At 46.8% G+C, this 21,732-nt stretch carries 19 protein-coding genes; 17 read left to right on the forward strand and 2 right to left on the reverse strand.

Going from position 1 to position 21,732, the window contains the following annotated elements; translation table 11 throughout:
- Positions 1 to 743: 743 nt before the first annotated feature.
- The 17 genes from PHQ97_00005 (at position 744) to PHQ97_00085 (ending at position 17,937) form a co-directional block, all read left to right on the forward strand.
- On the forward strand, positions 744 to 920 hold the full coding sequence (locus tag PHQ97_00005; protein MDD4391122.1) for a Flp family type IVb pilin: 177 nt from the start codon (positions 744 to 746) through the stop codon (positions 918 to 920).
- A 106-nt stretch (positions 921 to 1,026) separates the two neighbouring features.
- Positions 1,027 to 1,587 carry a prepilin peptidase gene (locus PHQ97_00010; protein MDD4391123.1) on the forward strand — a complete coding sequence of 187 codons (561 nt, stop codon included), beginning with the start codon at positions 1,027 to 1,029 and terminating at the stop codon, positions 1,585 to 1,587.
- Positions 1,588 to 1,599: 12 nt separating this feature from the next.
- On the forward strand, positions 1,600 to 2,433 hold the full coding sequence (gene cpaB / locus PHQ97_00015; GenBank protein MDD4391124.1) for a Flp pilus assembly protein CpaB: 834 nt from the start codon (positions 1,600 to 1,602) through the stop codon (positions 2,431 to 2,433).
- A 22-nt stretch (positions 2,434 to 2,455) separates the two neighbouring features.
- Entirely contained in the window at positions 2,456 to 3,892 is a 1,437-nt protein-coding gene (locus PHQ97_00020) for a type II and III secretion system protein family protein (GenBank protein ID MDD4391125.1), read from the forward strand.
- Positions 3,893 to 3,950: 58 nt separating this feature from the next.
- On the forward strand, positions 3,951 to 4,244 hold the full coding sequence (locus PHQ97_00025; protein MDD4391126.1) for a hypothetical protein: 294 nt from the start codon (positions 3,951 to 3,953) through the stop codon (positions 4,242 to 4,244).
- 212 nt (positions 4,245 to 4,456) lie between these two features.
- Entirely contained in the window at positions 4,457 to 5,617 is a 1,161-nt protein-coding gene (locus PHQ97_00030; protein MDD4391127.1) for an AAA family ATPase, read from the forward strand.
- A gap of 5 nt (positions 5,618 to 5,622) precedes the next feature.
- On the forward strand, positions 5,623 to 6,957 hold the full coding sequence (locus tag PHQ97_00035; protein MDD4391128.1) for a CpaF family protein: 1,335 nt from the start codon (positions 5,623 to 5,625) through the stop codon (positions 6,955 to 6,957).
- Positions 6,958 to 6,974: 17 nt separating this feature from the next.
- The gene (locus PHQ97_00040) at positions 6,975 to 7,943 is read left to right on the forward strand and encodes a type II secretion system F family protein (protein MDD4391129.1); all 969 of its coding nucleotides are present in this window, start codon (positions 6,975 to 6,977) and stop codon (positions 7,941 to 7,943) included.
- Positions 7,944 to 8,007: 64 nt separating this feature from the next.
- A complete protein-coding gene (locus PHQ97_00045) occupies positions 8,008 to 8,973 on the forward strand; it encodes a type II secretion system F family protein (protein MDD4391130.1) in 966 nt (321 codons plus the stop codon).
- Positions 8,974 to 9,036: 63 nt separating this feature from the next.
- Positions 9,037 to 10,038, forward strand: a complete 1,002-nt coding sequence (locus PHQ97_00050; GenBank protein ID MDD4391131.1) for a tetratricopeptide repeat protein — start codon at positions 9,037 to 9,039, stop codon at positions 10,036 to 10,038.
- Between the two features lie 17 nt (positions 10,039 to 10,055).
- Positions 10,056 to 11,411 (forward strand): LytR C-terminal domain-containing protein, encoded by a 1,356-nt coding sequence (locus tag PHQ97_00055; GenBank protein MDD4391132.1) that lies wholly within the window; start codon positions 10,056 to 10,058, stop codon positions 11,409 to 11,411.
- A gap of 160 nt (positions 11,412 to 11,571) precedes the next feature.
- Positions 11,572 to 12,036 (forward strand): TadE/TadG family type IV pilus assembly protein, encoded by a 465-nt coding sequence (locus tag PHQ97_00060; protein ID MDD4391133.1) that lies wholly within the window; start codon positions 11,572 to 11,574, stop codon positions 12,034 to 12,036.
- Positions 12,037 to 12,058: 22 nt separating this feature from the next.
- Positions 12,059 to 12,628, forward strand: coding sequence for a pilus assembly protein (locus tag PHQ97_00065; protein ID MDD4391134.1), 570 nt, complete (start codon positions 12,059 to 12,061; stop codon positions 12,626 to 12,628).
- A gap of 26 nt (positions 12,629 to 12,654) precedes the next feature.
- Positions 12,655 to 13,974 carry a VWA domain-containing protein gene (locus tag PHQ97_00070; protein ID MDD4391135.1) on the forward strand — a complete coding sequence of 440 codons (1,320 nt, stop codon included), beginning with the start codon at positions 12,655 to 12,657 and terminating at the stop codon, positions 13,972 to 13,974.
- Between the two features lie 141 nt (positions 13,975 to 14,115).
- Positions 14,116 to 15,267 carry a hypothetical protein gene (locus PHQ97_00075; GenBank protein ID MDD4391136.1) on the forward strand — a complete coding sequence of 384 codons (1,152 nt, stop codon included), beginning with the start codon at positions 14,116 to 14,118 and terminating at the stop codon, positions 15,265 to 15,267.
- Between the two features lie 36 nt (positions 15,268 to 15,303).
- A complete protein-coding gene (locus tag PHQ97_00080) occupies positions 15,304 to 16,863 on the forward strand; it encodes a hypothetical protein (GenBank protein MDD4391137.1) in 1,560 nt (519 codons plus the stop codon).
- A gap of 90 nt (positions 16,864 to 16,953) precedes the next feature.
- Positions 16,954 to 17,937, forward strand: coding sequence for a glycosyltransferase family 2 protein (locus PHQ97_00085; protein MDD4391138.1), 984 nt, complete (start codon positions 16,954 to 16,956; stop codon positions 17,935 to 17,937).
- A 181-nt stretch (positions 17,938 to 18,118) separates the two neighbouring features.
- Here PHQ97_00085 and PHQ97_00090 read toward each other — a convergent pair whose 3' ends face one another.
- Positions 18,119 to 18,538 carry a hypothetical protein gene (locus tag PHQ97_00090; protein MDD4391139.1) on the reverse strand — a complete coding sequence of 140 codons (420 nt, stop codon included), beginning with the start codon at positions 18,536 to 18,538 and terminating at the stop codon, positions 18,119 to 18,121.
- Positions 18,539 to 18,816: 278 nt separating this feature from the next.
- Positions 18,817 to 21,060 carry a PAS domain S-box protein gene (locus PHQ97_00095; GenBank protein MDD4391140.1) on the reverse strand — a complete coding sequence of 748 codons (2,244 nt, stop codon included), beginning with the start codon at positions 21,058 to 21,060 and terminating at the stop codon, positions 18,817 to 18,819.
- Between the last annotated feature and the right edge of the window lie 672 nt (positions 21,061 to 21,732).

Below are 21,732 nucleotides of genomic sequence, written 5' to 3' on the forward strand. Positions count from 1 at the left end.
TGGCAAACATATGAACGCGAGAATCTGGGGGAACTTTCAGCCCTCGCCTTCTCTCAGGTACCGAGCAGCAGCTTAACGATAACCGGATTTTTCGTCAAGCTCGAAAAACTGGATCATCGAGTATAAAGTATGTAACTATCACCTTAATTTCATAGGTTTTCATTTTGATTTATCATGCCGTGCCACTTTATCCTCATCGAGAAATTTACCGAAAGGTGCCGGACGTGCTCAGGTTTATCGAAATCATAAAAAAATTATTCATATTTCTCATGTCTGGCATTTGTATTGCATTCTACTCTGTCAGTCTTCATTTGAGCAGATATGCGTTATTGTATTACCCCGATAGTATTTGCTCGTCGCTATAGTTTCTAAGATGTTCAACCAACGGGCCTATGACCCGGAACAATTCCTTGCAACAGTTTGAATCAATCCAACGCATCAGATTTTTTCGTATCTTTATCGTTTTTTTTGGCATGGTTCTATTTTCGGTCATTGCGTCATTCCCGCGGCGGGAATGACGAGGACCTGATGCCCTGCTCTGAAAATGAATTTAGACGAAGGTAGGACTGGTGATTCAACCGGCCGGAAGTCCGATGAACATAAGCATTGAAAAAACGGGCAGGCATCCGAATCAAGCATGAAAGGAGGTGAGATAACCCGACAGCATATTTCATTCACAACCCCGATAATTATAAGGGCATTTCATCTATTCATACCCAAACCACCAACGAAAGGATTAAAAAATGAAAAAACTGATTCAATTTATCAATGATGAAGAAGGCGCAACCGCTGTGGAATACGCACTGATGGTAGCACTGATTGCCGTAGCTATTATAGCCGGAGCAAAGGCACTCGGTGGCGCATTAGGTGATAAATTTAACAATGTTGCAACCACTATTAGTGGAACTGCATCGTCATAAAGCATGTATTCCACCAGCTGAGTTAACGATCCTCCCAAACACCCACCGGAACAATGATGTTCCGGTGGGTGGATCACCTTTATCAACCCGAACCTGTGAGTCCGCCATGCCATTATCCGACAATGTCTTTTTAACCAGTTATTTAGTTTTTGTATTGATCACCGCCGGAGTCATTGACTGGCGGTCACAGAAAATTCCCAATCTTCTGACCTTTCCGACCATGGTTCTGGCTCTTGCCGGACATGGGCTGATCAACGGCATGGACGGGGTATGGTTCAGCATGAGCGGACTTGCGGCCGGGATCGGGGTGTTTATCATTCCGTTCCTGATGGGGGGCATGGGCGCCGGCGACGCCAAATTAATGGGTGCTGCCGGCGCCGTGCTCGGTCCCAGAGGCATTTTCATCGCATTTATATTTACCGCACTGATCGGCGGTGTGTACTCCCTGATATTAATTGTTACGCACCGCACGATCTTCAAAGGATTTTTCGACCGGCATTTAACAACATTGATCACTTTTTTATTCACCCGACAATTTATTCCCGAACCCATGGTTGTCCATGAGAAAAAGCCCCGGCTTTGCTATGGAATCGCCATTGCACTGGGAACCCTCACCTATGTGATGATGGATTTAACCGGATATCAATTCAACATGTTACCCCATTAAAGGAGGTTGAGTATGGGAAATTGGAAAGCGAGTGTTCCCATCCTGCTGGCATTGATCATTGCCACTTCAGGAAGCTTCTTTCTGTACAACTGGATTCAGACCACGACGGCCCCCAGGGAAACCGTTGAAGTGGCGACCCAGGCGGTTCCCGTGGCCGTGGCGGCATCTGATCTGCCGTGGGGCACCCGGCTGGAGCCTGACATGGTCAAGATGGTCCCCTTTTTAAAAGAAAGCCTGCCGAACGGATATTTTTCGGATGTCAATTCCCTGAAAGGCCGAGTGCTGCTGGCATCCATGAAGACAAAAGAAGCAATCTCCGAACACCATCTGGCACCGGTCTCGGTCACCATCGGCGGCGTTTCTGCGGTTCTTAAACCCGGCAAACGCGCTATTGCGGTAAAAGGCGATAAAATCATCGGTATTTCGGGATTCATCAACCCGGCGAATCGGATCGATGTGCTGGTCACCCTGACCGAACCCGTTACGAATACGGAAAAAACCAAACTCGTACTTGAAAACGTGCTGGTTCTGGCCACCGGCACGCAGATCCAGAAAAACGACAAGGGCGAGCCCGCGCCTGTGGACGTGTACACCCTGGAGGTCTCCCCGGAAGAATCAGAAACGCTGGCATTGGCCGCAGCCAGGGGAAAACTTCAGTTTGCCCTGAGAAATTCAACGGACTCAGAATCGGTCCTGACCCGGGGAGCCACCATTCCCACAACCCTTGCATCGCTATACATGGCCCCCCAAAAACCCCTGAAAAAACCGGTTCGCCGTCACTCCCGCACCACTACGGTAGAAACGATCAAGGGAAGTGAACTCAGCAAAACAAAATTAAAACTTTAATCTTCCGGGAGGAATGTCATCCATGTCGACACACTCAAACAAATGGTACCATGCCGTTATAACCGCGATCATCGCTTTGACGATTGCCGCGGCATCGCCTGCGGCAGGGGCGGCCGATTCAGTAATAACCGGCCCTGTAACCCCTCAACCGCTTCAAATGATATCCGGAAAATCCACCATTCTTAAAAGTACGCTGCCGGTAAAACGCGTTTCCATCGCTGATCCGGAAGTGGCCGATTTTATTCTTCTCTCACCCAATGAGATATACGTGACGGCAAAAAAAGCCGGCACCACCAACCTGACCCTGTGGCAAAACGGCAGGCTCAATGCGATTTATGATCTGGAGGTCAGCTACGATTTATCCCGACTGAAGCAACTTCTCCATGAAACGCTTCCCAATGAGAAGGAACTTCGCGTCATGGCAACGCATGATTCCATCACCCTTGCCGGAAGCGTGTCGAGCACCGTCAATCTTTCTCAGGCAATGGCGCTGGCCCGTGCCTTTGCGCCGGAGGAAAAGGTAACCAACCTGGTTGAAGTCGGTGGCGTGCATCAGGTGATGCTGGAAATCCGAATGGCCGAAATTTCCAAGAGTACCACAAAACAATTTGGGATTAACTTCAACTATTCCCGGGGGGACCGGGACTTCGGCGTCAGCCTGCTGGGCGGATTGAGCCAGCTGGTCAGCCCGGATGACGCCAACATCGCTTCATCAGGCGGTTTCGGGCTCAATGTATCTGAATCGGTCAACTCCTTTTTCCGTTTTCATAACGGCAGCGCCGACTGGACCGGTTTTATTGACGCCCTGAAAGAGGATGGTCTGGTCAAAATACTGGCCGAACCCACCCTGATCGCGTTAAGCGGACAGAGCGCCGAGTTTCTTGCCGGGGGGGAATTTCCCGTACCCGTACCCCAGGGGCTGGGATCGGTTGCCATTGAATACAAAAAATTCGGTGTCAGTCTGGCATTTACCCCGACGGTTCTGGATAACAATAAAATCAGCATCAAACTCACCCCGGAAGTCTCCGAGCTGGACTTTTCAACGGCGGTACAGTTTTCCGGATTTGTAATTCCGGGGATTACCACACGCCAAGCATCCACCGTCATTGAACTCGGAGACGGTCAGAGCTTTGCCGTGGCCGGTCTGTTACAGGAAACCATCCGGGACGATATTTCAAAATTTCCGGTCCTCGGAGACATCCCCATACTCGGCGCCCTGTTTCGCAGTCATGCGTTTCAGAAAAATGAAACCGAACTGGTCATTATCGCCACCCCTCACCTGGTAACACCGACAGATGAAGAAAACCTGTCTCTCCCGACCGATTTTTACATCGAACCCAACGACTGTGAATTTTACATCGAGGGGAGAAATCAGGGGAGAGAAAAACACCGGCTGCCTGAAATAACCGGAAATCTGGACGGAGAATTCGGCCATTCCCTGCCGGTGGCGGGCGAATAAGTTCATTCCTGCCATACGGAAAATGGAATTTTAACAGCGTCAAACTCGGGAGGTTTCCATGAAATTCAAACAACTGACACTGATTGGTCTTACCGCAATCCTGACATTTCTGTTCGGCTGTGCCGAACATTATCAGGAAAAGACACTATTAGAGAAAAACTGGGGCAAATCATTTGAAACCGCACGCTACCAACAGATTCTGAATCCGGAAGCCGGAAAAAGCATGGCGCAAGTGACCGGGCTTGACGGTCAGGCGGCGCTGAACAATCTGACCAAATATCGTACTGATTTTGAAAAAGCAACCGAAGCCCCGTCGTATAATCTGAATTTAACCGGAAGCGGCGGAAAATAAAACGGACAGACAGCGATGAGACTTAAAAATGACAACGGCGCTGCCGCCACCGAAGCGAAGCGATCCCAATGGAATAACCCATCATGAGTTTCAATTCATAAACCTGAATACGATCCGACGTACAACGTAACTATCTGTTATCATATGAAACATATCTCTATCATCCGCAGCATCCCGAATCTCATAGAATAACAGGCTGGGAGAAGGAATACATGGTTGGAAATGAATACCTATTCAAATTATCCGTAAACACAATGGATTTAGGCCAGATTTTCCTGGAAAGTTTTCTGGAAGCCAAAGAATTCAAGCTGCTGCCGCCTGAAGACAGCCGTCGACCCGATCTTCTGGTGTTTGAATTGAGCCGCGATACGACAAAGGAACTTGACTTCATTCAGTCCCTTCTGGATGCCGATAAAGTGGGCGAAGTATTCCTGACTTCCGAGCATACCGACCCTGAAACGCTGATGAAAGCCATGCGCATCGGGGCAAAAGAATTTTTCTCTCAACCAATCAAGAAAGATCAGATCCGGGCAGCGCTGGAAACGTTTAAAAACAGACAAAACCATTCCGGCCCGAAAACCGTCCATAAATCCGGCCAGATTTTAAGCGTGATGGGCAGCAAGGGAGGGGTCGGTTCCACCACGGTGGCCGTCAATCTGGCAGCCGCCCTGACGGACAAAGATCAGAATAAATCCGTGGCGCTTCTGGACATGAATATATTATTCGGGGAGATCCCGCTCTTTCTGGAAATCACACCTAAATTCCATTGGGGAGAAATTACCAAAAATATTGACCGGCTCGATGAAACCTTCCTGATGAATGTCTTGTCCCGGCATGACTCAGGCCTTCATATACTGCCGTCCCCGGGATATCTGAACGGACACCAGGCGCCCACACCGGCGATGATGGCCCGTCTTCTGGAACTGATGAAAAAACATTTTGATTTTGTCATTATCGACAGCGGCCAGACAACGGATGAAACCTCTTTAAAAATATTTCAGATGTCGGACCAGCTGCTTCTGGTAACGATCCTGAGCCTTCCCTGCCTGTCCAATACCAACAAGCTGATCCAGTCTCTGAGTACTTACGGCTATATGGAGAAAAGTCGGATAAAAGTCGTGATGAACCGCTATATCAAAAAAAGTGATCTGTCTCTGGAGGATGCCAGAGCCAGTATTCACGGTGAGTTATTCTGGACAATTCCGAATGATTATACAACCACCATGGCCGCCATCAATCAGGGAAAATTAATTTCCCAAATCTCTCCGAAATCGCCAATTTCAAAAAATTTTAAAAAAATGGCCGAAGCGATCTGTCCGATGGAACGTGGTCACGATAAAAAACGCTGGGGATTTTTTAAAAGGAGAACTTAAATTCTATGAAAACAAATCAAAACGCACTGCCTCTCCGGTCCGGGCTGCATTATATGACCGATGAATATTTTGATTTAAAGACTCGAATCCACAACAAGCTGTTGGATATGATCGACCTGACCCTTATCGACAAGCTGGATCACGACACCCTCAGCTCCAAAATCCGATCCGTTATCGAAACCATTTTGAAACAGGAAGCTCACAATCTTCCCCTGAATTTATCCGAAAGGGAAAAATTTTACACGGAAATACTCGATGAAGTGTTGGGGCTCGGCCCTCTGGAGCCATTGCTGAAAGATACCACCGTATCGGACATTCTGGTCAATAATTACAAACAGGTTTACGTCGAAAGGTTCGGCAAACTCGAACCTACAGCGGTTCGATTCAAGGACAACGATCACCTGATGAAAATCATCGACCGAATCGTTTCATCGGTCGGCCGCCGCATTGACGAGTCGACACCGATGGTCGATGCCCGACTGGCCGACGGCTCCAGGGTCAACGCCATCATCCCCCCGCTTGCTCTGGACGGACCGTCTCTGTCCATCCGTAAATTTGCAACAATTCCGCTTGAACTGGATGATTTGATCAACTTAAAAACATTGACGCCCCAAATCGGGGAAATACTGAAGGGAGTCGTCAAATCAAAGCTCAATGTGCTCATTTCCGGAGGCACCGGCAGCGGTAAAACCACCCTGCTGAACGTTCTCTCCCGGTTTATTCCCGAAAACGAACGCATCATCACCATTGAGGACGCTGCCGAGTTGCAGCTTAAGCAGGAACACATCGTTCGGCTGGAAACCCGACCGGCCAACATCGAAGGCAAAGGAGAGATCATGCAGCGCGATCTCGTCAAAAACAGCCTGAGAATGCGACCCGACCGGATCATTATCGGGGAGGTCCGGGGGAAAGAGGCGTTTGACATGCTCCAGGCCATGAATACCGGCCATGACGGTTCGTTAACCACCATTCATGCCAACTCGGCCCGGGATGCCCTCATGAGGCTGGAAACCATGGTGGCGATGGCAAATTTTGATATTCCCAGCGATTTTTTAAAGCGATTCATCAGCTCCGCCATTCATGTAATCATTCAGGTTTCACGGCTTGCGGACGGAAAGCGGAGAATCGTCAGCCTTCAGGAAGTTACCGGAATGGAAGGGGATATCATTACGATGCAGGAAATCTTTTGTTTCCACAGCTCCCGGATCGATCCCGACGGCACCGTACGAGGATGGTTCAGATTCGGAGGAATCCGCCCGAAATTCATACAGAAATTTAAGGCACACGGCGTCCATGTCCCACAGGATCTGTTTGATTCGACAAACCTGTCGGAAGTATAACCCGAAAGGAATGCATCATGAAATTTGCCGTTATCGGTGTCATCATTTTTATCCTCTCCGTACTGATTATCGAACTTGCCGTGTATGCATTAAAGCAGATGCACTCGGCAAATCGTTCCAAAGTACGAAAACGGCTCAGAAAATATTCCTATATTCAAACCGGTTCGGAGCATGACGACATCATCCGGAGAAGAATTTTAAGCGAAATTCCGGGCCTGAACCGGTTGCTCTGGAATATCCCCGGAATGCCGCATATGGATCTGCTCATTCAACAGGCCAATGCCAAAAGCTCTCTGGGATATTTTATCCTCCTGACATTATTGTTGCCGCTTTCAAGCTTTTTAATCGGCACGATGCTGTCATATTCTGCCATCATATCGGCATTGATTGCAATGGCGTCGGGCAGTCTGCCGTTTTTGGCACTCCTGTATATGAAAAAAAAACGGATTGAAAAATTCCGGAAGCAATTGCCCGAAGGCTTAGAGCTGATCGCCAGAGCATTAAAAGCAGGGCACGCCCTGTCCAGCGGGATTAAACTGGTGGCGGATGAATTTTCAGACCCCATGGGCCCGGAATTTGACGAAACCATAGACGAAATCAATTTTGGCGTCAGTACGCCGAACGCCCTGAAAAATCTCGGCAGACGTATTAATTGCCCGGAATTGCATTATTTCATCGTTGCCGTCATTTTACAGCGTGAAACCGGAGGAAACCTGGCGGAAATTATCGAATCCATCGCCTGGCTGATCCGGGAACGGTTCAAGCTTCGGGGAAAAATAAACGTATTGGCATCGGAAGGCAAATTATCCGCCATGGTGCTTACCGGACTGCCGTTTGTCGTTGCACTGTTTCTTCAGATATCCAATCCCGATTACCTGAATGTCCTTTTCACTGATCCGGTCGGCAAAATCATGTTGATCGCGGCCGGAACGATGATGCTCATTGGAATTTTTATCATGAAACGAATGATTGAAATTAAAGTGTAACGGCGTCTCAAGGAATTGATGTGCATAAAATACTGACCATTTTAACCTCGGAGGGCCCTACGATATGACGACGGCACCCCACGAAATTGCAATATTAATGTCTGCCGCTACGTTTCTGACGCTTTTTCTATTTCTGACCGGCATATGGCAATATACCTGCCATCGGAAAAAACGTCTGGAACTATTGGATAAAATAAGAATGTCAGGCAACGACGAGCTGTATCCTCCGCATACGGACCCAACAGGCCCATCAGCCAAATCAAAACACAAACAACCCGTTCTGGAGTTTCTCGGACGGCTGGGAAAACCTATTTCATCGAATTCAACGAATAATCCAAAACTTAAACTGAAATTTATCCGGGCCGGCATCCGGCGGGAAAATGCAATGGCTGTTTTCTGGGGCGTCAAATGTTTACTGGCCGTTTCTATACCCGGTGTGTTTCTTTCATACCGACTGAGCCTGTTAAACTTTTTCAACCTTCATCTGACGGTGCTGATCGGCATATTGCTGGCGCTTTTCGCCTTCTATCTGCCGGATTTCTGGTTGCACATCAAGCAAAGCTCACGAAAAGAAAAAATCATAAATGGCATGCCCGATGCCCTGGATCTTCTGGTGGTATGCGTGGAAGCCGGGATGGGACTGGACGCGGCCATCAACCGGGTAGCCACAGAAATTTATTTAAGCAATCCGGTACTCAGTGAGGAATTCAAGCTGATGAATCTTGAACTCAGAGCCGGAAAAAACCGGGCCGATGCGCTCAAAAACCTTGCCGTCCGGACAAATGTTGAAGATGTCAGCAGCCTGGTGACCCTGCTGATCCAGGCCGATAAATTCGGCACCAGTATTGCAAAATCCCTGAGGGTCTTTTCAGATTCATTTCGAACCAAACGCGCTCAGAAAGCCGAAGAAATCGCCGGCAAGCTCCCCGTGAAACTATTATTCCCCATGCTTTTATTTATTTTTCCGTCGCTGCTGGTGACCATCATGGGGCCCGGGATTATTCGCATTTATCATACGTTGTTGCAGTAAGGGCTTCGGTAATTCATTTTTACCGATACCCTGACATCGAAAAATACAGGCAGGAGAATAATTATGTATGCAAAGGCTTTCAGCCGATCCGGCACAATATTCTTGTTTGGACTTGTCATGTGGATAACCGTTTTGATGGTGCTGTCCGGATGTGCTTCCGGAACCCGCCATTCAAAAGCGGAAATCGAATACGGAAATCCTTTTATCGATCATGTCAAAAATTTACCGATAAACAAAATTTCACCCGAATCCGTGGGGATACCAGGTACGCCCGCTTTGCCGGAAATGAACAGCACTGATTATGAACGACTGGGCGATGCACTGCTGGACAGAGGTGAATTTTATACCGCCTACCTCCAATATCAGCGCGCCTTGAATCTAAACCCGGAAAGCCCCCGTTTAAGCTATAAAACAGGGCTGACGTTTCTTGCCGCAGGAAAATACAAGGACGCCGTCAAAGAATTTCAAAAAGCATTGGTCCATGATGACGCGTATGCTTTGGCGTATGAAGGACTTGGAGAAGCTCATTTTCAAATGAAAAATTTTAAGGAGGGGGAAACCTGTTTCCGGAAAGCCCTCGAACTGGATCACGGATTGTGGAAATCCCATAGTTTCATGGGCAATATCCTGGATTATAACGGACAACATGGTCAGGCAGCGTCCGAATACCAGTCAGCCATTTCCATACGACCCGATAAAGCGTATCTGTACAACAATCTGGGGGTTTGCTGCAATCTGAACAGAGAATTTGAAAATGCGGTCCTTGCCTTCCAGATGGCCCTGAAAGCCGGCTACCGCACGAACAAAATTTATAACAACCTGGGATTGGCTTTAGCCAATCTGGGGCAGTATCCGGCTGCGCTGGATGCCTTCCAGAAAGGCGGCACAGCAGCGCAGGCCTATAACAATCTGGGATGCATTTACATGCAGCAGGGAAACCGCGGAAAAGCTTCAAAATGCTTTCAAAAAGCCATTGAAATCGATCCGATATTTTATGTGAAAGCCGGCGACAACCTCAAAAAATCCCAATCAAACCCAATTGATCTGAACTTAAAAAATTTTTAAGAAGAGGCCTTTGCATCATGAAAAAAACATCCGAAACGCACATTTCGTTATGGCTTATTCTGACGGGATGCTTCATGCTGTTACCGGCAATCGGCTGTTCAGGGGGATTTCAACTGTCGGAATGGATGCCGTTTCGAAATTCCGGCGTTGTCCGGTACAAGGTCCCCGATCAGGACATCCGGGGCTTTACATCCACAATCCGTCCATGGCAGGGAGATACCGACGCTCTCTACCGGCAGGCGATCCACCTGCAGAAACGAAATCTCCATCTTGCTGCCATCGAAGACTTCAAGCGGCTTTTAACGGTTGACCCCGCATCCGTGAACGCCCTCAACGGCATGGGCATCTCCTATGACTGCATCGGAGACCTTGCATCAGCGATACAGGTCTATGAAAACGCTCTGAAAATCAATCCGGATCCGGATTATATTCATAACAATCTGGGATATGCCCGGCTTCTCAGCGGGGACCTGAACGGATCCATCGACGCATTCCGGGAAGCGATCCGTATAGCTCCTCACAACCCGAAATACCATAACAATCTGGCTGTGGCATATGCTGAAAACCGACAATTTGACCTGGCGTTTGAAGAATTCCGAAAAAACATGGATCAAACCCGTGCGGCTCATAACCTGGCCCGTATATTGTACCGTAACGGATGGGCTGCCGAGGCGGATTATTACAGCCGGTTTACAGGTGCTGCGGGAAAAGCCGCCGACAATAAAACAACTCCGATCAGAGAGACCGGCCCGTTGTATGCTTCCAAGTCTCATTTAATCGACCCGCCGCATCCGGGAATCCTCCCGCCGGTCGACACGATGGACACCCATCCGGTAACCCAGACAACGGACAATATGTCCGTGTCCGCCGAATCGATACACGATCAAACGGCCGTAAACGTATCATTTGCGTTGGCCGACACCCCGCAAAAGAACGTATCTGATAAATCATGTACCGAAAATTCAGACGATATGAATACGACGCCATACACGGTCGGCAAACCATCTGAGCACCTGTTGACGGTCGGTGACAAGGAAGAACCTGCCGGCCTCCCGGACCTGGGAATTGAAGTGTCCAACGGCAATGGCGTAAATCGAATGGCAACCCGGGTCGGTCGACATCTTAAAAACAAGGGATTTCATGTCACGGCGGTCAATAACGCTATTCATTTCAACCATTTCCATACGATGATTTACTATTCCCGGGGGCTCCTGCATGAGGCATACGAAGTGGCAAAACAAATCCCGGGATATCAGAATATGGAAAAAGTCGACGAATTTGAAAAACCTGAAATTCGTATACGAGTTCTACTCGGAAAAGACCTGAGCGGATGGAAACGAGTGATGCCTTTACCTGATCCGCAAAATATTTGATGGTCTCGTAAAAAATACCCACATCCGTCATTCCCGCGAAGGCGGGAATCCGGAACATGTTAAAATATCTGGATTCTCATTTTCATGGGAATGACAAAAAAGGGCTGAATATAACTTTTTACAAAAAAATCACATTTGAATATCGGAAAAGAGAGATCCTATGGGTACAACATTTATTAAAAAATGCAACGGGGCCACGGCTGTGGAATTTGCGCTGGTGTTGCCTGTATTTTTGACCCTGATCTTTGGAATCATTGACTTTGGAAGATATTTTTTTGTGCAGCACTCTATCCAATATGCCACCAGTGAAGGCACCCGGCTGGCGCTTGTCGGCAAAACGATCAGCGGTCTGGACAGAACCGCATCCATAATAAAAAAAATTGAGGACTGCGCTGCTTCGGCCGTCGACCCACTTAAGTTATCGATACGTATTTTTCCGGTTGCCGATGATTATAGTGATCCGGAGGATTGGGCGGACTCCCAGAATTCCGGAAACCCGGGGGATATCATGCGGATCAGGACAACATACGTTTATCAGTTTCTAACGCCGCTTATAGGTGCTTTTTTCCCTGAAGACGGCATCAATGTTCAGGCCGAGACCACCTATAAAAATGAACTTTTTTAATATTCAAATCAAGGATAAAAATATGTCGACTCACTTAATGCGCCTTAAATTACTTGGTTGCAAGAAGGGCGTCGCGGCAGTGGAGTTTGCCCTCATTGTTCCGGTTTTGCTCATTTTAATCTTTGGAATCATCGATTTTGGAAGACTGATTCATGCCCGCATGGTGATTACCAATGTAAGCCGCGAGGGGGGAAATCTGGCCTCACGTTTTAAAAATATTTCAAGTGAGGGAGATACGCTGCTTGACCTGCTGCAAACATCCGGCGCCCCCCTTTCCCTTGCCGGGGACGGGAAAATTTATATTACCAGAATCGACGCCGGAACTTCGTCGAAAATCCCTCCAAAGAAAGCCGCACAGGTTGAAAAAGGCAGCCTTTCGGTCAACAGCAGTTGCGAAAACACTCATTTTGGATTGTCACAGGAATTATATGACCATCTGAAATTTGATGAAACAAACCAGACGGCTGACATTTCAGAAGTCATTGTGACCGAGGTGTTTTATAAATACAGCGCGATTACTCCGCTGCCTGAATTTATTACAAATATTTTTACGGATGGGACTATCATCTTAAGTAGCAAATCCGTTTTTTAAGAAAAATAAAGGAGGGGGGTTTACCATTGAAAAATAAAAAAATCTCTGCAGATCAAACTGGTGCCGTCCTGATAACCTTTGCAATTCTTTTGACGGTGCTCATTGGATTTACCGCACTGGGCGTGGAGGCTGGCAAATGGTATCTGGTAAAGGCGGAATTGGCCAAAGCGGTCGATGCCGCCGCGCTTGCCGGGGCAAAAAACATATCCAATCCCCAGCTTCAAAGTAACGGAGACCTGGAAGCGCTGATCAAAGACTTTGGACGGGAAAACTTCTCGGACAGCTATTTAGGCACCACTTCCATGTCCATGTCGGTAGAATTTCCTGACGATGATTCCGGGAGGGTCGAAGTGACCGGAAGTACGGTTTCGCCTTCAATTCTTGCCCAGTTATTCGGAGTCGATGAAGTTACCGTGGGAAATTTTGGGGCAGCGACCAAACGGAATGTCGAAATCATGATGGTCCTGGACCGATCCGGTTCCATGAATTATGGAAGTGCCATGTCCAATCTGAAAATAGCCGCAAAAAACTTCCTGGATTATTTTGAAGATACCCAGGATTTGGACAGGGCCGGTCTCATCTCATTTTCCATGGCTGCAACAGTGGATTTTTCCCTTCAGGAGAACTTTGTTGACAGTATGAAGGCAAAAATTAATGCCATGAAGGCCAGCGGCTATACCAATGCAGAGGACGGCATCGGCCAGAGCGATGGCCCGGATGGGTTCACGGATCAGACAGATGTGCTGGCAAGCAATCGCGTCCAGCAGTTTTTAATTTTCTTTACGGATGGAAACCCCAATGCCTTCAGAAGCAATTTCACCCGTCTGGGGAAAGATTATGATGCCGTGGTTTACGAGGCCAGCGCATACGGAAATGGAACCGGTAAAGTATGCGGGGGCGGAGCGTTATGTAACCCCGTAACAGGGAATAGTCTGTCTGTCCCCCCGCTCCCTACAGGTGACGGTTTGATCGCATCTTTATCGGCATGCGGCACAAAAACCACCCGGTGGTGGGTATTTGAAGATCCTGATTACCCTGTGACAGGCTATACTTCCCCCTATTGCAATCTTCCTGACGGGCTATCTCCCAATGTGCTGAGAAGCTATGTGTCCGATACCGCCCGCCAGATGGCAATAAACCATGCCGCGGCACTTAAGGCCAAAGACGTCACCATCTATGTGATCGCTCTGGGTAGTGAAACCACGGGACAGATACGCAAAGATTTTCTTGAACAGATCGCCAGCAGTCCCTCAACAGAATACTATTATCAAACTCCGGATTCCAGTGAACTGAATGCCATTTTCAACACGATCGCCAAAGAAATTAAATTGCGCCTGGTAGAATAGCAGCCAGCCCTGTAAAAACGCTTGGTACTCCGGAGTATGCTCCTGGCATCTGGCGCTATCAAGGAGAATTTATTCTTCCGAGGCCCTTAACGCTTCGAATTCATCGAATAACGGCTAAAACCAGAGGGGGATAGAAAGGATATGATCAAAAAAATCAAACAGGCCGTTTCAAAACAATTATCCGACCGAACAAACCTGCTGAAACATGCCGCAGACATCCTGATTCATATCGGAAAATTTTCATTATTCCTGGTGCTGATTCTCATCGGCATCTGGTCTGTTGGACGCATATTTGAAATATTTTCCCACAATGCCGTGTTTGAACCGCCCTTCATATATGGTTATGCACAGGTTGTCTGGGTTTTTCTTTTTCTTTTCTTCGCCAGTCAGTTCATCAAATACATACAAAGCCTCATCGCCAACTATCGAAATTTCAGAATGATCGTATTCTGTATCTGGTTTGCGTTTATTGTCATTGCGACTGTCTATGTTCAGAGCGGTTACCGGATTGCGGTCAACGGAATTTTTTCAGGTTTTCCGGAATCGGCCGAATCATCCCGGAATGCTTTGTTTGAACTGTTTAAATATCATCCGTCCACGCCCCTGCTGCCAATCAATCTGCTTATCCTGAAAATTGCCGGCACAGCGATTGATCCGGATACGCTGACGCCTTTTGCATGGGGCCTGACTTCCATATTCGCTTTTTTTATCTGGAGCGTCGTATTCGGGGGACTGCTGCTGATGCTGCCCGGCAGAAAAACGCTGAAAATAACCCACCTGATTCTGGCGGTTTCAGGCCTCATCCTGACCATGCTGCTGAAAACATCGGGCAAACCCCCGGGAGAAGAACTGATCCTGCTGCATGCAGGAACCGTCTTTGTACTGATTTTTCAAATTCTCACGACGTTTTCGTGTCTCCGGCACGCTGCAATAGAGGGCGGAAAAGACGGCCAGCCATCCGACATGCCGTTTCCTTCCACAATAAAACTTGCCGTATTTCTGCTGATTATTGTCCCGCTGCTGTCGGATCTTCAAAATCAGTTTACACGGGCCCCCGCATCAGACCGTGTCATCAAGGAACAGACAACGAACGATTCCTCGAAAAACGATCAGTTCATAACAGCGACCCGAATCAGTATTCATAAAGGCCCGGCTGATGGTGACGATATTGTCGCGACATTACCCAGGGGAACACGAATCACGATTCTGGACCAAAAATTCGGATGGGTCAGCATCGGAAAAAATCAATGGATTTTACCCAAGTATTTATCCCCCGATACCCGTGCATCATGACAACTGATAAAATTATATAAAGGAAATCACCTATCCATGGCCAGCGTCAGTGACATATTAAAAACATATGAAGATGATATAGTGCATTGTATCTTTTTCATCATAATGTTTACCATACCGATTATCATTACGATACGGCTCATGAATGCGTTCAGCGATCCTGATATCTGGTGGCATCTTCGCACCGGGCAATGGATTCTGGAAAATAAAACGGTTCCCGCGGTCGACCCGTTTTCTCAGCATCATGTGCCGTGGGTGGCCTACAGCTGGCTGTTTGAAATCCTCATATACGGGATGTACAACCTGTTCGGGTTGACCGGCTTTGGGATCTATCTGCTTTTAATGGCTGTGGCCATAACCTTTTCACTCTACACCTTGTTGAAAAATCAGTCGATTTCATCCACGTTTGCTGCGTTTCTGACCGCAGTCGGTATCATTGCCATATCACGAAATTTAAATGTCCGTTCCTACCTGTTCAGTATCCTTTTCAGCATCATACTGCTTCAGGTTCTCATGAAAGTTAGAGAATCCGGCCAGATGAAAAAACTGATACTGCTCCCGCCGGTGTTTGCATTGTGGGCAAATCTCCACATACAGTTTGTATACGGATTCATGATATATTTTCTGTTTGCAGTTGAAGTGGCCGGGTTGTGTTATGTTTCAAAAAAAGAGGATTCTGACATCCAGCGAACCCGGATGCACTGGATGTTATCCATCGGCGCCGCATGTTTTCTTGCCACATTAGCCAATCCGTATCATGTATTTATCTACCGGCCTTTCGTCGAAATCCTGGCTGAACCTGGATTCTATAATCATATCAGCGAGCTGCATTCACTCGGTTTTCGACATTTAGCAGACTGGATGGTACTGTTTATATTTATGGGAGCAGTCTATTCCATCGGAAAAAATCAAACCCATCGGCCGTTTTTACTTCTTTTAATCCTTGCCGCATCCTTCATATCCTTTCGAAGCATCAGAGACGTGTGGCTGGTTGTAATTTCCGGCTTGACCATTATTGCTTACAACATTTCCCGGAGACAACCGGATAACGACGTCCTGCGATATAAAAAAATCCCCGTCCGTGTCGTCAGCGGACTTGGTACCGTCCTGTCATTATTCATTTGCTGGAACTGTTACGCGTTATCCAATGCCTCGATACATCAACACATCGCAGAAAATTATCCGGAAAAAGCAACGCAATTTATCAAAAAGAACAATTTATCCGGCCCCTTGTACAATCATTTTAACTGGGGCGGATATTTAATCTGGCATCTTCCGGAGCTGCCAGTCTCCATAGACGGCCGGACCAATGTCTGCGGTTACGACAATTTCCTCAGTTCGATCAATACCTTTAACGCCAAATCCGATTGGAACAAAGATCCACAGCTTCTCAATACCGGAACAATTGTTACAAGCCCTGAATGGGCTTTAACATCCTTACTTCGCAAAGATGGGCGTTTCAAGATAGCATACGAAGATAAAGTTGCGCTGGTTTTCGTTCGATCCGACATAAAACATCAACCATTCTTAAAACCAATGACGACCGATAACCCTATATACAGCCAAAAAACCACTCTAACCCGGAGTGTTCCCTGAACCCATTTTTTAAACCATTACAAAAATACGCCATAAACAACTTACTTTTGCATTTACGGTAACCGAAACATAGAACATGTGAGGTTTAAAATGCCAAATATCGCTGTACTAATCCCCTGCTATAATGAAGAACATACAATAAGAAAAGTTATCCGTGATTTCCGAAAAGAACTGCCCAATGCAACCATCTATGTCTACGACAACAATTGTAATGACACGACGGCCCAAAAAGCTGAAGATGAAAACGCTATTGTCCGCTATGAAAAAAAACAGGGAAAGGGCAATGTGGTCAGAACCATGTTCCGAGATATTGAAGCAGATTTTTATGTCATGGTGGATGGAGATTGCACCTATCCGGCTGAGAAAGTACATGACCTGCTAAAGCATGTTATATCCGGTGAGGCTGATATGACGGTCGGAGCCCGCCTGGACGAATTTTCTGATAAATCATTCAGGCCGTTTCACAAAATTGGTAATGAGGCAATCAAATGGACGATTAACTTTCTGTTCGACTGCCGACTGAGGGACATTCTGTCCGGTTACCGGTGTTTCAATAGAAAATTTGTCAAAAGCATCCCTGTTCTCAGCCAGGGATTTGAAGTAGAAACCGAATTGACCCTTCAGGCTCTGGATAAGAACATGGTAATTAAAGAAGTCCAAATTCCCTATCGTGAGCGGCCCGAAGGCAGTTATTCCAAGCTCAGTACCTTCAGAGACGGAATCCGGATTATTAAAACCATACTCTCCATATTTAAAGATTACATGCCGTTAAAATGTTTCTCTTTCATAGGCCTGATGACCTTTCTAATGGGGCTGGGCTTCGGATCAATACCGATTTATGAATTTATTCGGACCGCCAAGGTTACTCATCCTTCAACAGCCGTATTGGCAACCGGTATTGTTCTGATCTCATTATTATCATTTATTACCGGTTTAATCCTGGAGTCATCAAAACGAAGACATAAAGAACTTTTCCAGATTATCATTGATCATAAGATCAGCCATGTAAATGAACTTCATATGGACTACACAGAGCGTTTATATCACCAAAACCTTCTGGATCGAACAGGCTAAAAATCAATGGAAAAGCCTTGTTGTCAAGCACAAGACCGCCGACCTCTGATTTACATGACGAGGCAACAAACCGGGGCATGTGGTATAAAACCACATGCCCCTGTCTGTTAAATACATCTGATCGGCACATCAGGGCAAAAAGACCAGATAGCCAGCCGTCAAGCGTATCCTGTATTGATGTCTACAGCTCAATCCCTCTTTGTTTCAATTCCTGAGCCTTCCGAATCGAGCATTTTTCGCATCTGAACTCAGGCTCTTTTTCATTGAGACGGTCATAGTCTCTGGCATACACCAGCCTGTACCCCCGGCCGGTCGTGCCGCAATCGGCGCATTTCACACCCTCTTTGACTTCCCATTTCGCGGAATCGCTTTTAAGCAGACGAAGTCTGACCCGTTTTACGATAATCTGGTCGTTTTCAAACAGAGGACATTCTTCAGGAAACCCGAATGCCATCTTTTCCGTGGTTTCGGTATAGTAATTGTCCACATTGATCTGCCGGTTCAAAAAGCAGTAACATTCCCGGCCCTGCTCCTCATGATGACCGTGATGGAGAAAGGGACATTGACAACAGTGTGCTATAATTAATTCTTTATTGCCCAAAACAGACTTATCTCCTTTGTAATAATCAGGTTGGATATTCGGCAAACCTTATATTTCATATGGTTGACTCGGTTATTGGCAAGGCGTTCAAGAAAAACGCCGTGTGTCTGCGAATTTTTTTCAGTTATCGCTGACTGATATTCGCATTAAACGCGTCCTAATATGTCCAAAAACCGTTTTCCTGTCAAGATGCTTATCAAGCATTATCAACCAGCGCATTATCATTCGCTTGGTTTCATCACCCCCCGTAGAAAAACGGACGCTCCAAACCGCGACCCTTACAGCTGCCAGGCCACTTTCAACAACGTCCCCTTGCCTTTTCGTGACCTGATCTGAAATGATCCGTTAGAAAGCTCCGAGCGCTCTTTCAAACCCAGAAGACCGAATTTTTTCGACTCCCCTGGCTGGGAAATCTGGCGGCGGGCATCAAACCCCACGCCATTGTCTTCGACAATAATTTCAATTCGGCCCCTGTATTCCCGGAGAATCAACCGGACCGTGTCAGCTGCGCTGTGTTTGGCCACATTATTCATTGCCTCCTGAAAAATCCGATACATCACTACCTTCAGAGAATCCGGTATCTGCTGTTCCCTGAGATCGAACTGTTTTTCCAGACGGATAAGCGGATAAGTCTTATGAAACTCCACACAATGCCAGTGAACGGCTGCCATCAGGCCAAGATCATCCAGAATGGAAGGCCTCAAATCAGCCATGATTCTTCTTAATTCCTGAATACTGCAGTTGGCCATATCAATCAGGTCATCCAGCGTAATATCAATCGGAATCCGGCGGTTATGGAGTTGAATGGCTTTATCTTCGAGAAAAATTTTAATGGCCAGAAGATTCTGAGCAATGGTATCATGAAGGTCACGTGCAATTTTTTTTCTCTCATCCTCCTGGGCCCTGAGAAGCTGAGCCGACAGGTACCGCAATTCTTTATGCGAACGCTGAAGATCCTGTTCCATCTGTTTACGGTGGGTAATATCGACCAGATTGCCAAGGATTGACAACTTCCCGTTATAGTCTATCACGCAATGGGTTCTGACCACCCAGATCACCTGTTCATCTTTTTTAAGACCTCTTGCTTCGTATTCCGCCGGCACACCCTCGCCGCTGAGCCGCCTTTCCCGCATCTCATCGACAAACGCACGATCATCCGGATATACCAGTTTCCATGATTCGATACCGATGAGTTCCTCCCGCCGATACCCGTAAATTTCTGCAAACCGGTTATTCAAAAATACGATTCTGCCGTTCTGATTGATATAAATGCCTGTCAGGGAACTTTCAACCAGGGTGCTGTATTTTTTTTCGGATTCCTTGAGCGCTGTTTCGGCCCGCTTTTGTTCCGTAACATCTTCATTGACTTCAATCGCGGCGACAATCTCATTTTTTTCATTTCGAATGGGGACGGCTGAACTCACGATGGTTTTACAACACCCGTCAAGGCACCGGATCCGTGAAATCTTGTTCAATCGTGACGATCCGTTTTTAAAAACCCTGGAAACCGGCCACTCATCAGGGGTTATTCTCTGTCCGGTATCCATCCACCACCCCAGTTTCTCCTGAAACTGGTATGCATGATCGCATCGGCCACCGCCTATGATATTTCGGCATGCCGAATTTTCCAGAACGATATTCCCGTCCGGCTTGATCATCCAGACCCCGACCGGAAGGGTTTCCAGAACGGTCCTGAACAGAGCTTCGTTGTGTTTTAACGCTTCATTTGCGTATCTTCGCTCCAGAAAAAATTTCAGCAGTTCCGCGATCATATTCAAAAGGGTCCTTTCTTCGCTGAGAAAAGGTCCTTCAAACTCGTTTGGCATTTCTTCCAGGTAAAAAATATCCACCATACCGGGGATGGAATTGACAAAAAACCGGCAACTCTGCTGCCATGGGCTTTCCATGAAGTTTAATGTTTTAAATTCTTCATCTTTGAAGATAATACGCGCAGCCGTAATGTCAGGATATTGCCAGGCCATCGGCATTATCGATACAATCTGTTTAAACAACTCGGAGGGGGAATTGTTCTGATTCTGAAGAATACGAGAAATCTGATTCACCACTGTCAATTCGGTGACTCTTTTGCCTAATTCAAAAAGAAACAGCGTTCTTTCCTCTTGAATTTTTTTAAGGACTTTCCCCTTAACGGCTTCATGCAAGGCCCGCTGAATCACCCCGGCAAGCTGTGAAAGACGATGCTTCAGGACAAAATCCGTAACGCCTTTTTTAAATACCTCGATAGCCTTTTCTTCCCCGATCGCTTCGGAGATAATTACAAACGGCAGATCCGGATAATATTTCTTTACAAACTCCAGGGCCGAAAGCCCTTCAAATCCAGCCAGTTCATACTCGGACAGGACTATATCAGGTAAAAAAAGAGCCAATTTATTTGCCAACGTTTTCTTTGAATTCACTGTCCTTGAAGTAAACAACAAATCCGCCTTTCGAAGTTCAAATTCCACCATCTTCGCAAGGCTATCGTCATCTGCCAGAATCAAAATACGCAGTTCGTTTTTCATAGGCATCGTTGATGGGCAAGCTTACTTTACGCGGGTTCTCAGAGAAAAAAAAACAGTACCTGCTCAATGATATTGAGCTACAATTGTAAAAAAAATCTCAGAAAAAAATATATAAAGACAATGCCGAAGAGAGGATATCACTCAAACCAATCAAGCAGTTTCAACCGTTATCATATAAAAAGCATTCATCCCCGCACTGGTTTAACAGGCTTTGACGGACATCATTGCAATTCCGGTTAAACGAGCGGATACTGCCTGAGCAACACGTCAATTTACCAGAACAAATTCCATATCCATCAAAAATATCGGCATAGGAATAGACATGCGAACACATATCGATGTGGAGAATATAAAAGTAAAGGTCAGGATCACGTTCGGGATAATGGTTACCTATACCACAGCCTTTGATTAAAATCAAAAGTTATGTAATCAATTACCCATTGATACCGGGTTTGCATCCATAAATAACCTTTTAAAAGCTTTTCGTTCCGGATATTGATAACTAACGCGGGCCATGAAACAGCGGCTGATTCCGGCAATTCGTGCTGGAGAAGCCGGCAATGGGCGGGACAGACTCCGTGACATGGTGGCCGCAGTTATGATCAAGCCCAAAAAAACGACACCGCCTGAAACCGGAACAGAAAAATGAAGTAAAAACGGCAGCATTCTGAC

It is taken from the genome of Desulfobacterales bacterium (assembly GCA_028704555.1).
GTDB lineage: Bacteria > Desulfobacterota > Desulfobacteria > Desulfobacterales > JAQWFD01 > JAQWFD01.

Bases quoted from the DNA above. Each gene is read 5' to 3' on its own strand.
- PHQ97_00005 (MDD4391122.1), top strand. From the start codon at position 744: ATGAAAAAACTGATTCAATTTATCAATGATGAAGAAGGCGCAACCGCT.
- PHQ97_00010 (MDD4391123.1), top strand. From the start codon at position 1,027: ATGCCATTATCCGACAATGTCTTTTTAACCAGTTATTTAGTTTTTGTA.
- cpaB (MDD4391124.1), top strand. From the start codon at position 1,600: ATGGGAAATTGGAAAGCGAGTGTTCCCATCCTGCTGGCATTGATCATT.
- PHQ97_00020 (MDD4391125.1), top strand. From the start codon at position 2,456: ATGTCGACACACTCAAACAAATGGTACCATGCCGTTATAACCGCGATC.
- PHQ97_00025 (MDD4391126.1), top strand. From the start codon at position 3,951: ATGAAATTCAAACAACTGACACTGATTGGTCTTACCGCAATCCTGACA.
- PHQ97_00030 (MDD4391127.1), top strand. From the start codon at position 4,457: ATGGTTGGAAATGAATACCTATTCAAATTATCCGTAAACACAATGGAT.
- PHQ97_00035 (MDD4391128.1), top strand. From the start codon at position 5,623: ATGAAAACAAATCAAAACGCACTGCCTCTCCGGTCCGGGCTGCATTAT.
- PHQ97_00040 (MDD4391129.1), top strand. From the start codon at position 6,975: ATGAAATTTGCCGTTATCGGTGTCATCATTTTTATCCTCTCCGTACTG.
- PHQ97_00045 (MDD4391130.1), top strand. From the start codon at position 8,008: ATGACGACGGCACCCCACGAAATTGCAATATTAATGTCTGCCGCTACG.
- PHQ97_00050 (MDD4391131.1), top strand. From the start codon at position 9,037: ATGTATGCAAAGGCTTTCAGCCGATCCGGCACAATATTCTTGTTTGGA.
- PHQ97_00055 (MDD4391132.1), top strand. From the start codon at position 10,056: ATGAAAAAAACATCCGAAACGCACATTTCGTTATGGCTTATTCTGACG.
- PHQ97_00060 (MDD4391133.1), top strand. From the start codon at position 11,572: ATGGGTACAACATTTATTAAAAAATGCAACGGGGCCACGGCTGTGGAA.
- PHQ97_00065 (MDD4391134.1), top strand. From the start codon at position 12,059: ATGTCGACTCACTTAATGCGCCTTAAATTACTTGGTTGCAAGAAGGGC.
- PHQ97_00075 (MDD4391136.1), top strand. From the start codon at position 14,116: ATGATCAAAAAAATCAAACAGGCCGTTTCAAAACAATTATCCGACCGA.
- PHQ97_00080 (MDD4391137.1), top strand. From the start codon at position 15,304: ATGGCCAGCGTCAGTGACATATTAAAAACATATGAAGATGATATAGTG.
- PHQ97_00085 (MDD4391138.1), top strand. From the start codon at position 16,954: ATGCCAAATATCGCTGTACTAATCCCCTGCTATAATGAAGAACATACA.
- PHQ97_00095 (MDD4391140.1), bottom strand. From the start codon at position 21,060: ATGAAAAACGAACTGCGTATTTTGATTCTGGCAGATGACGATAGCCTT.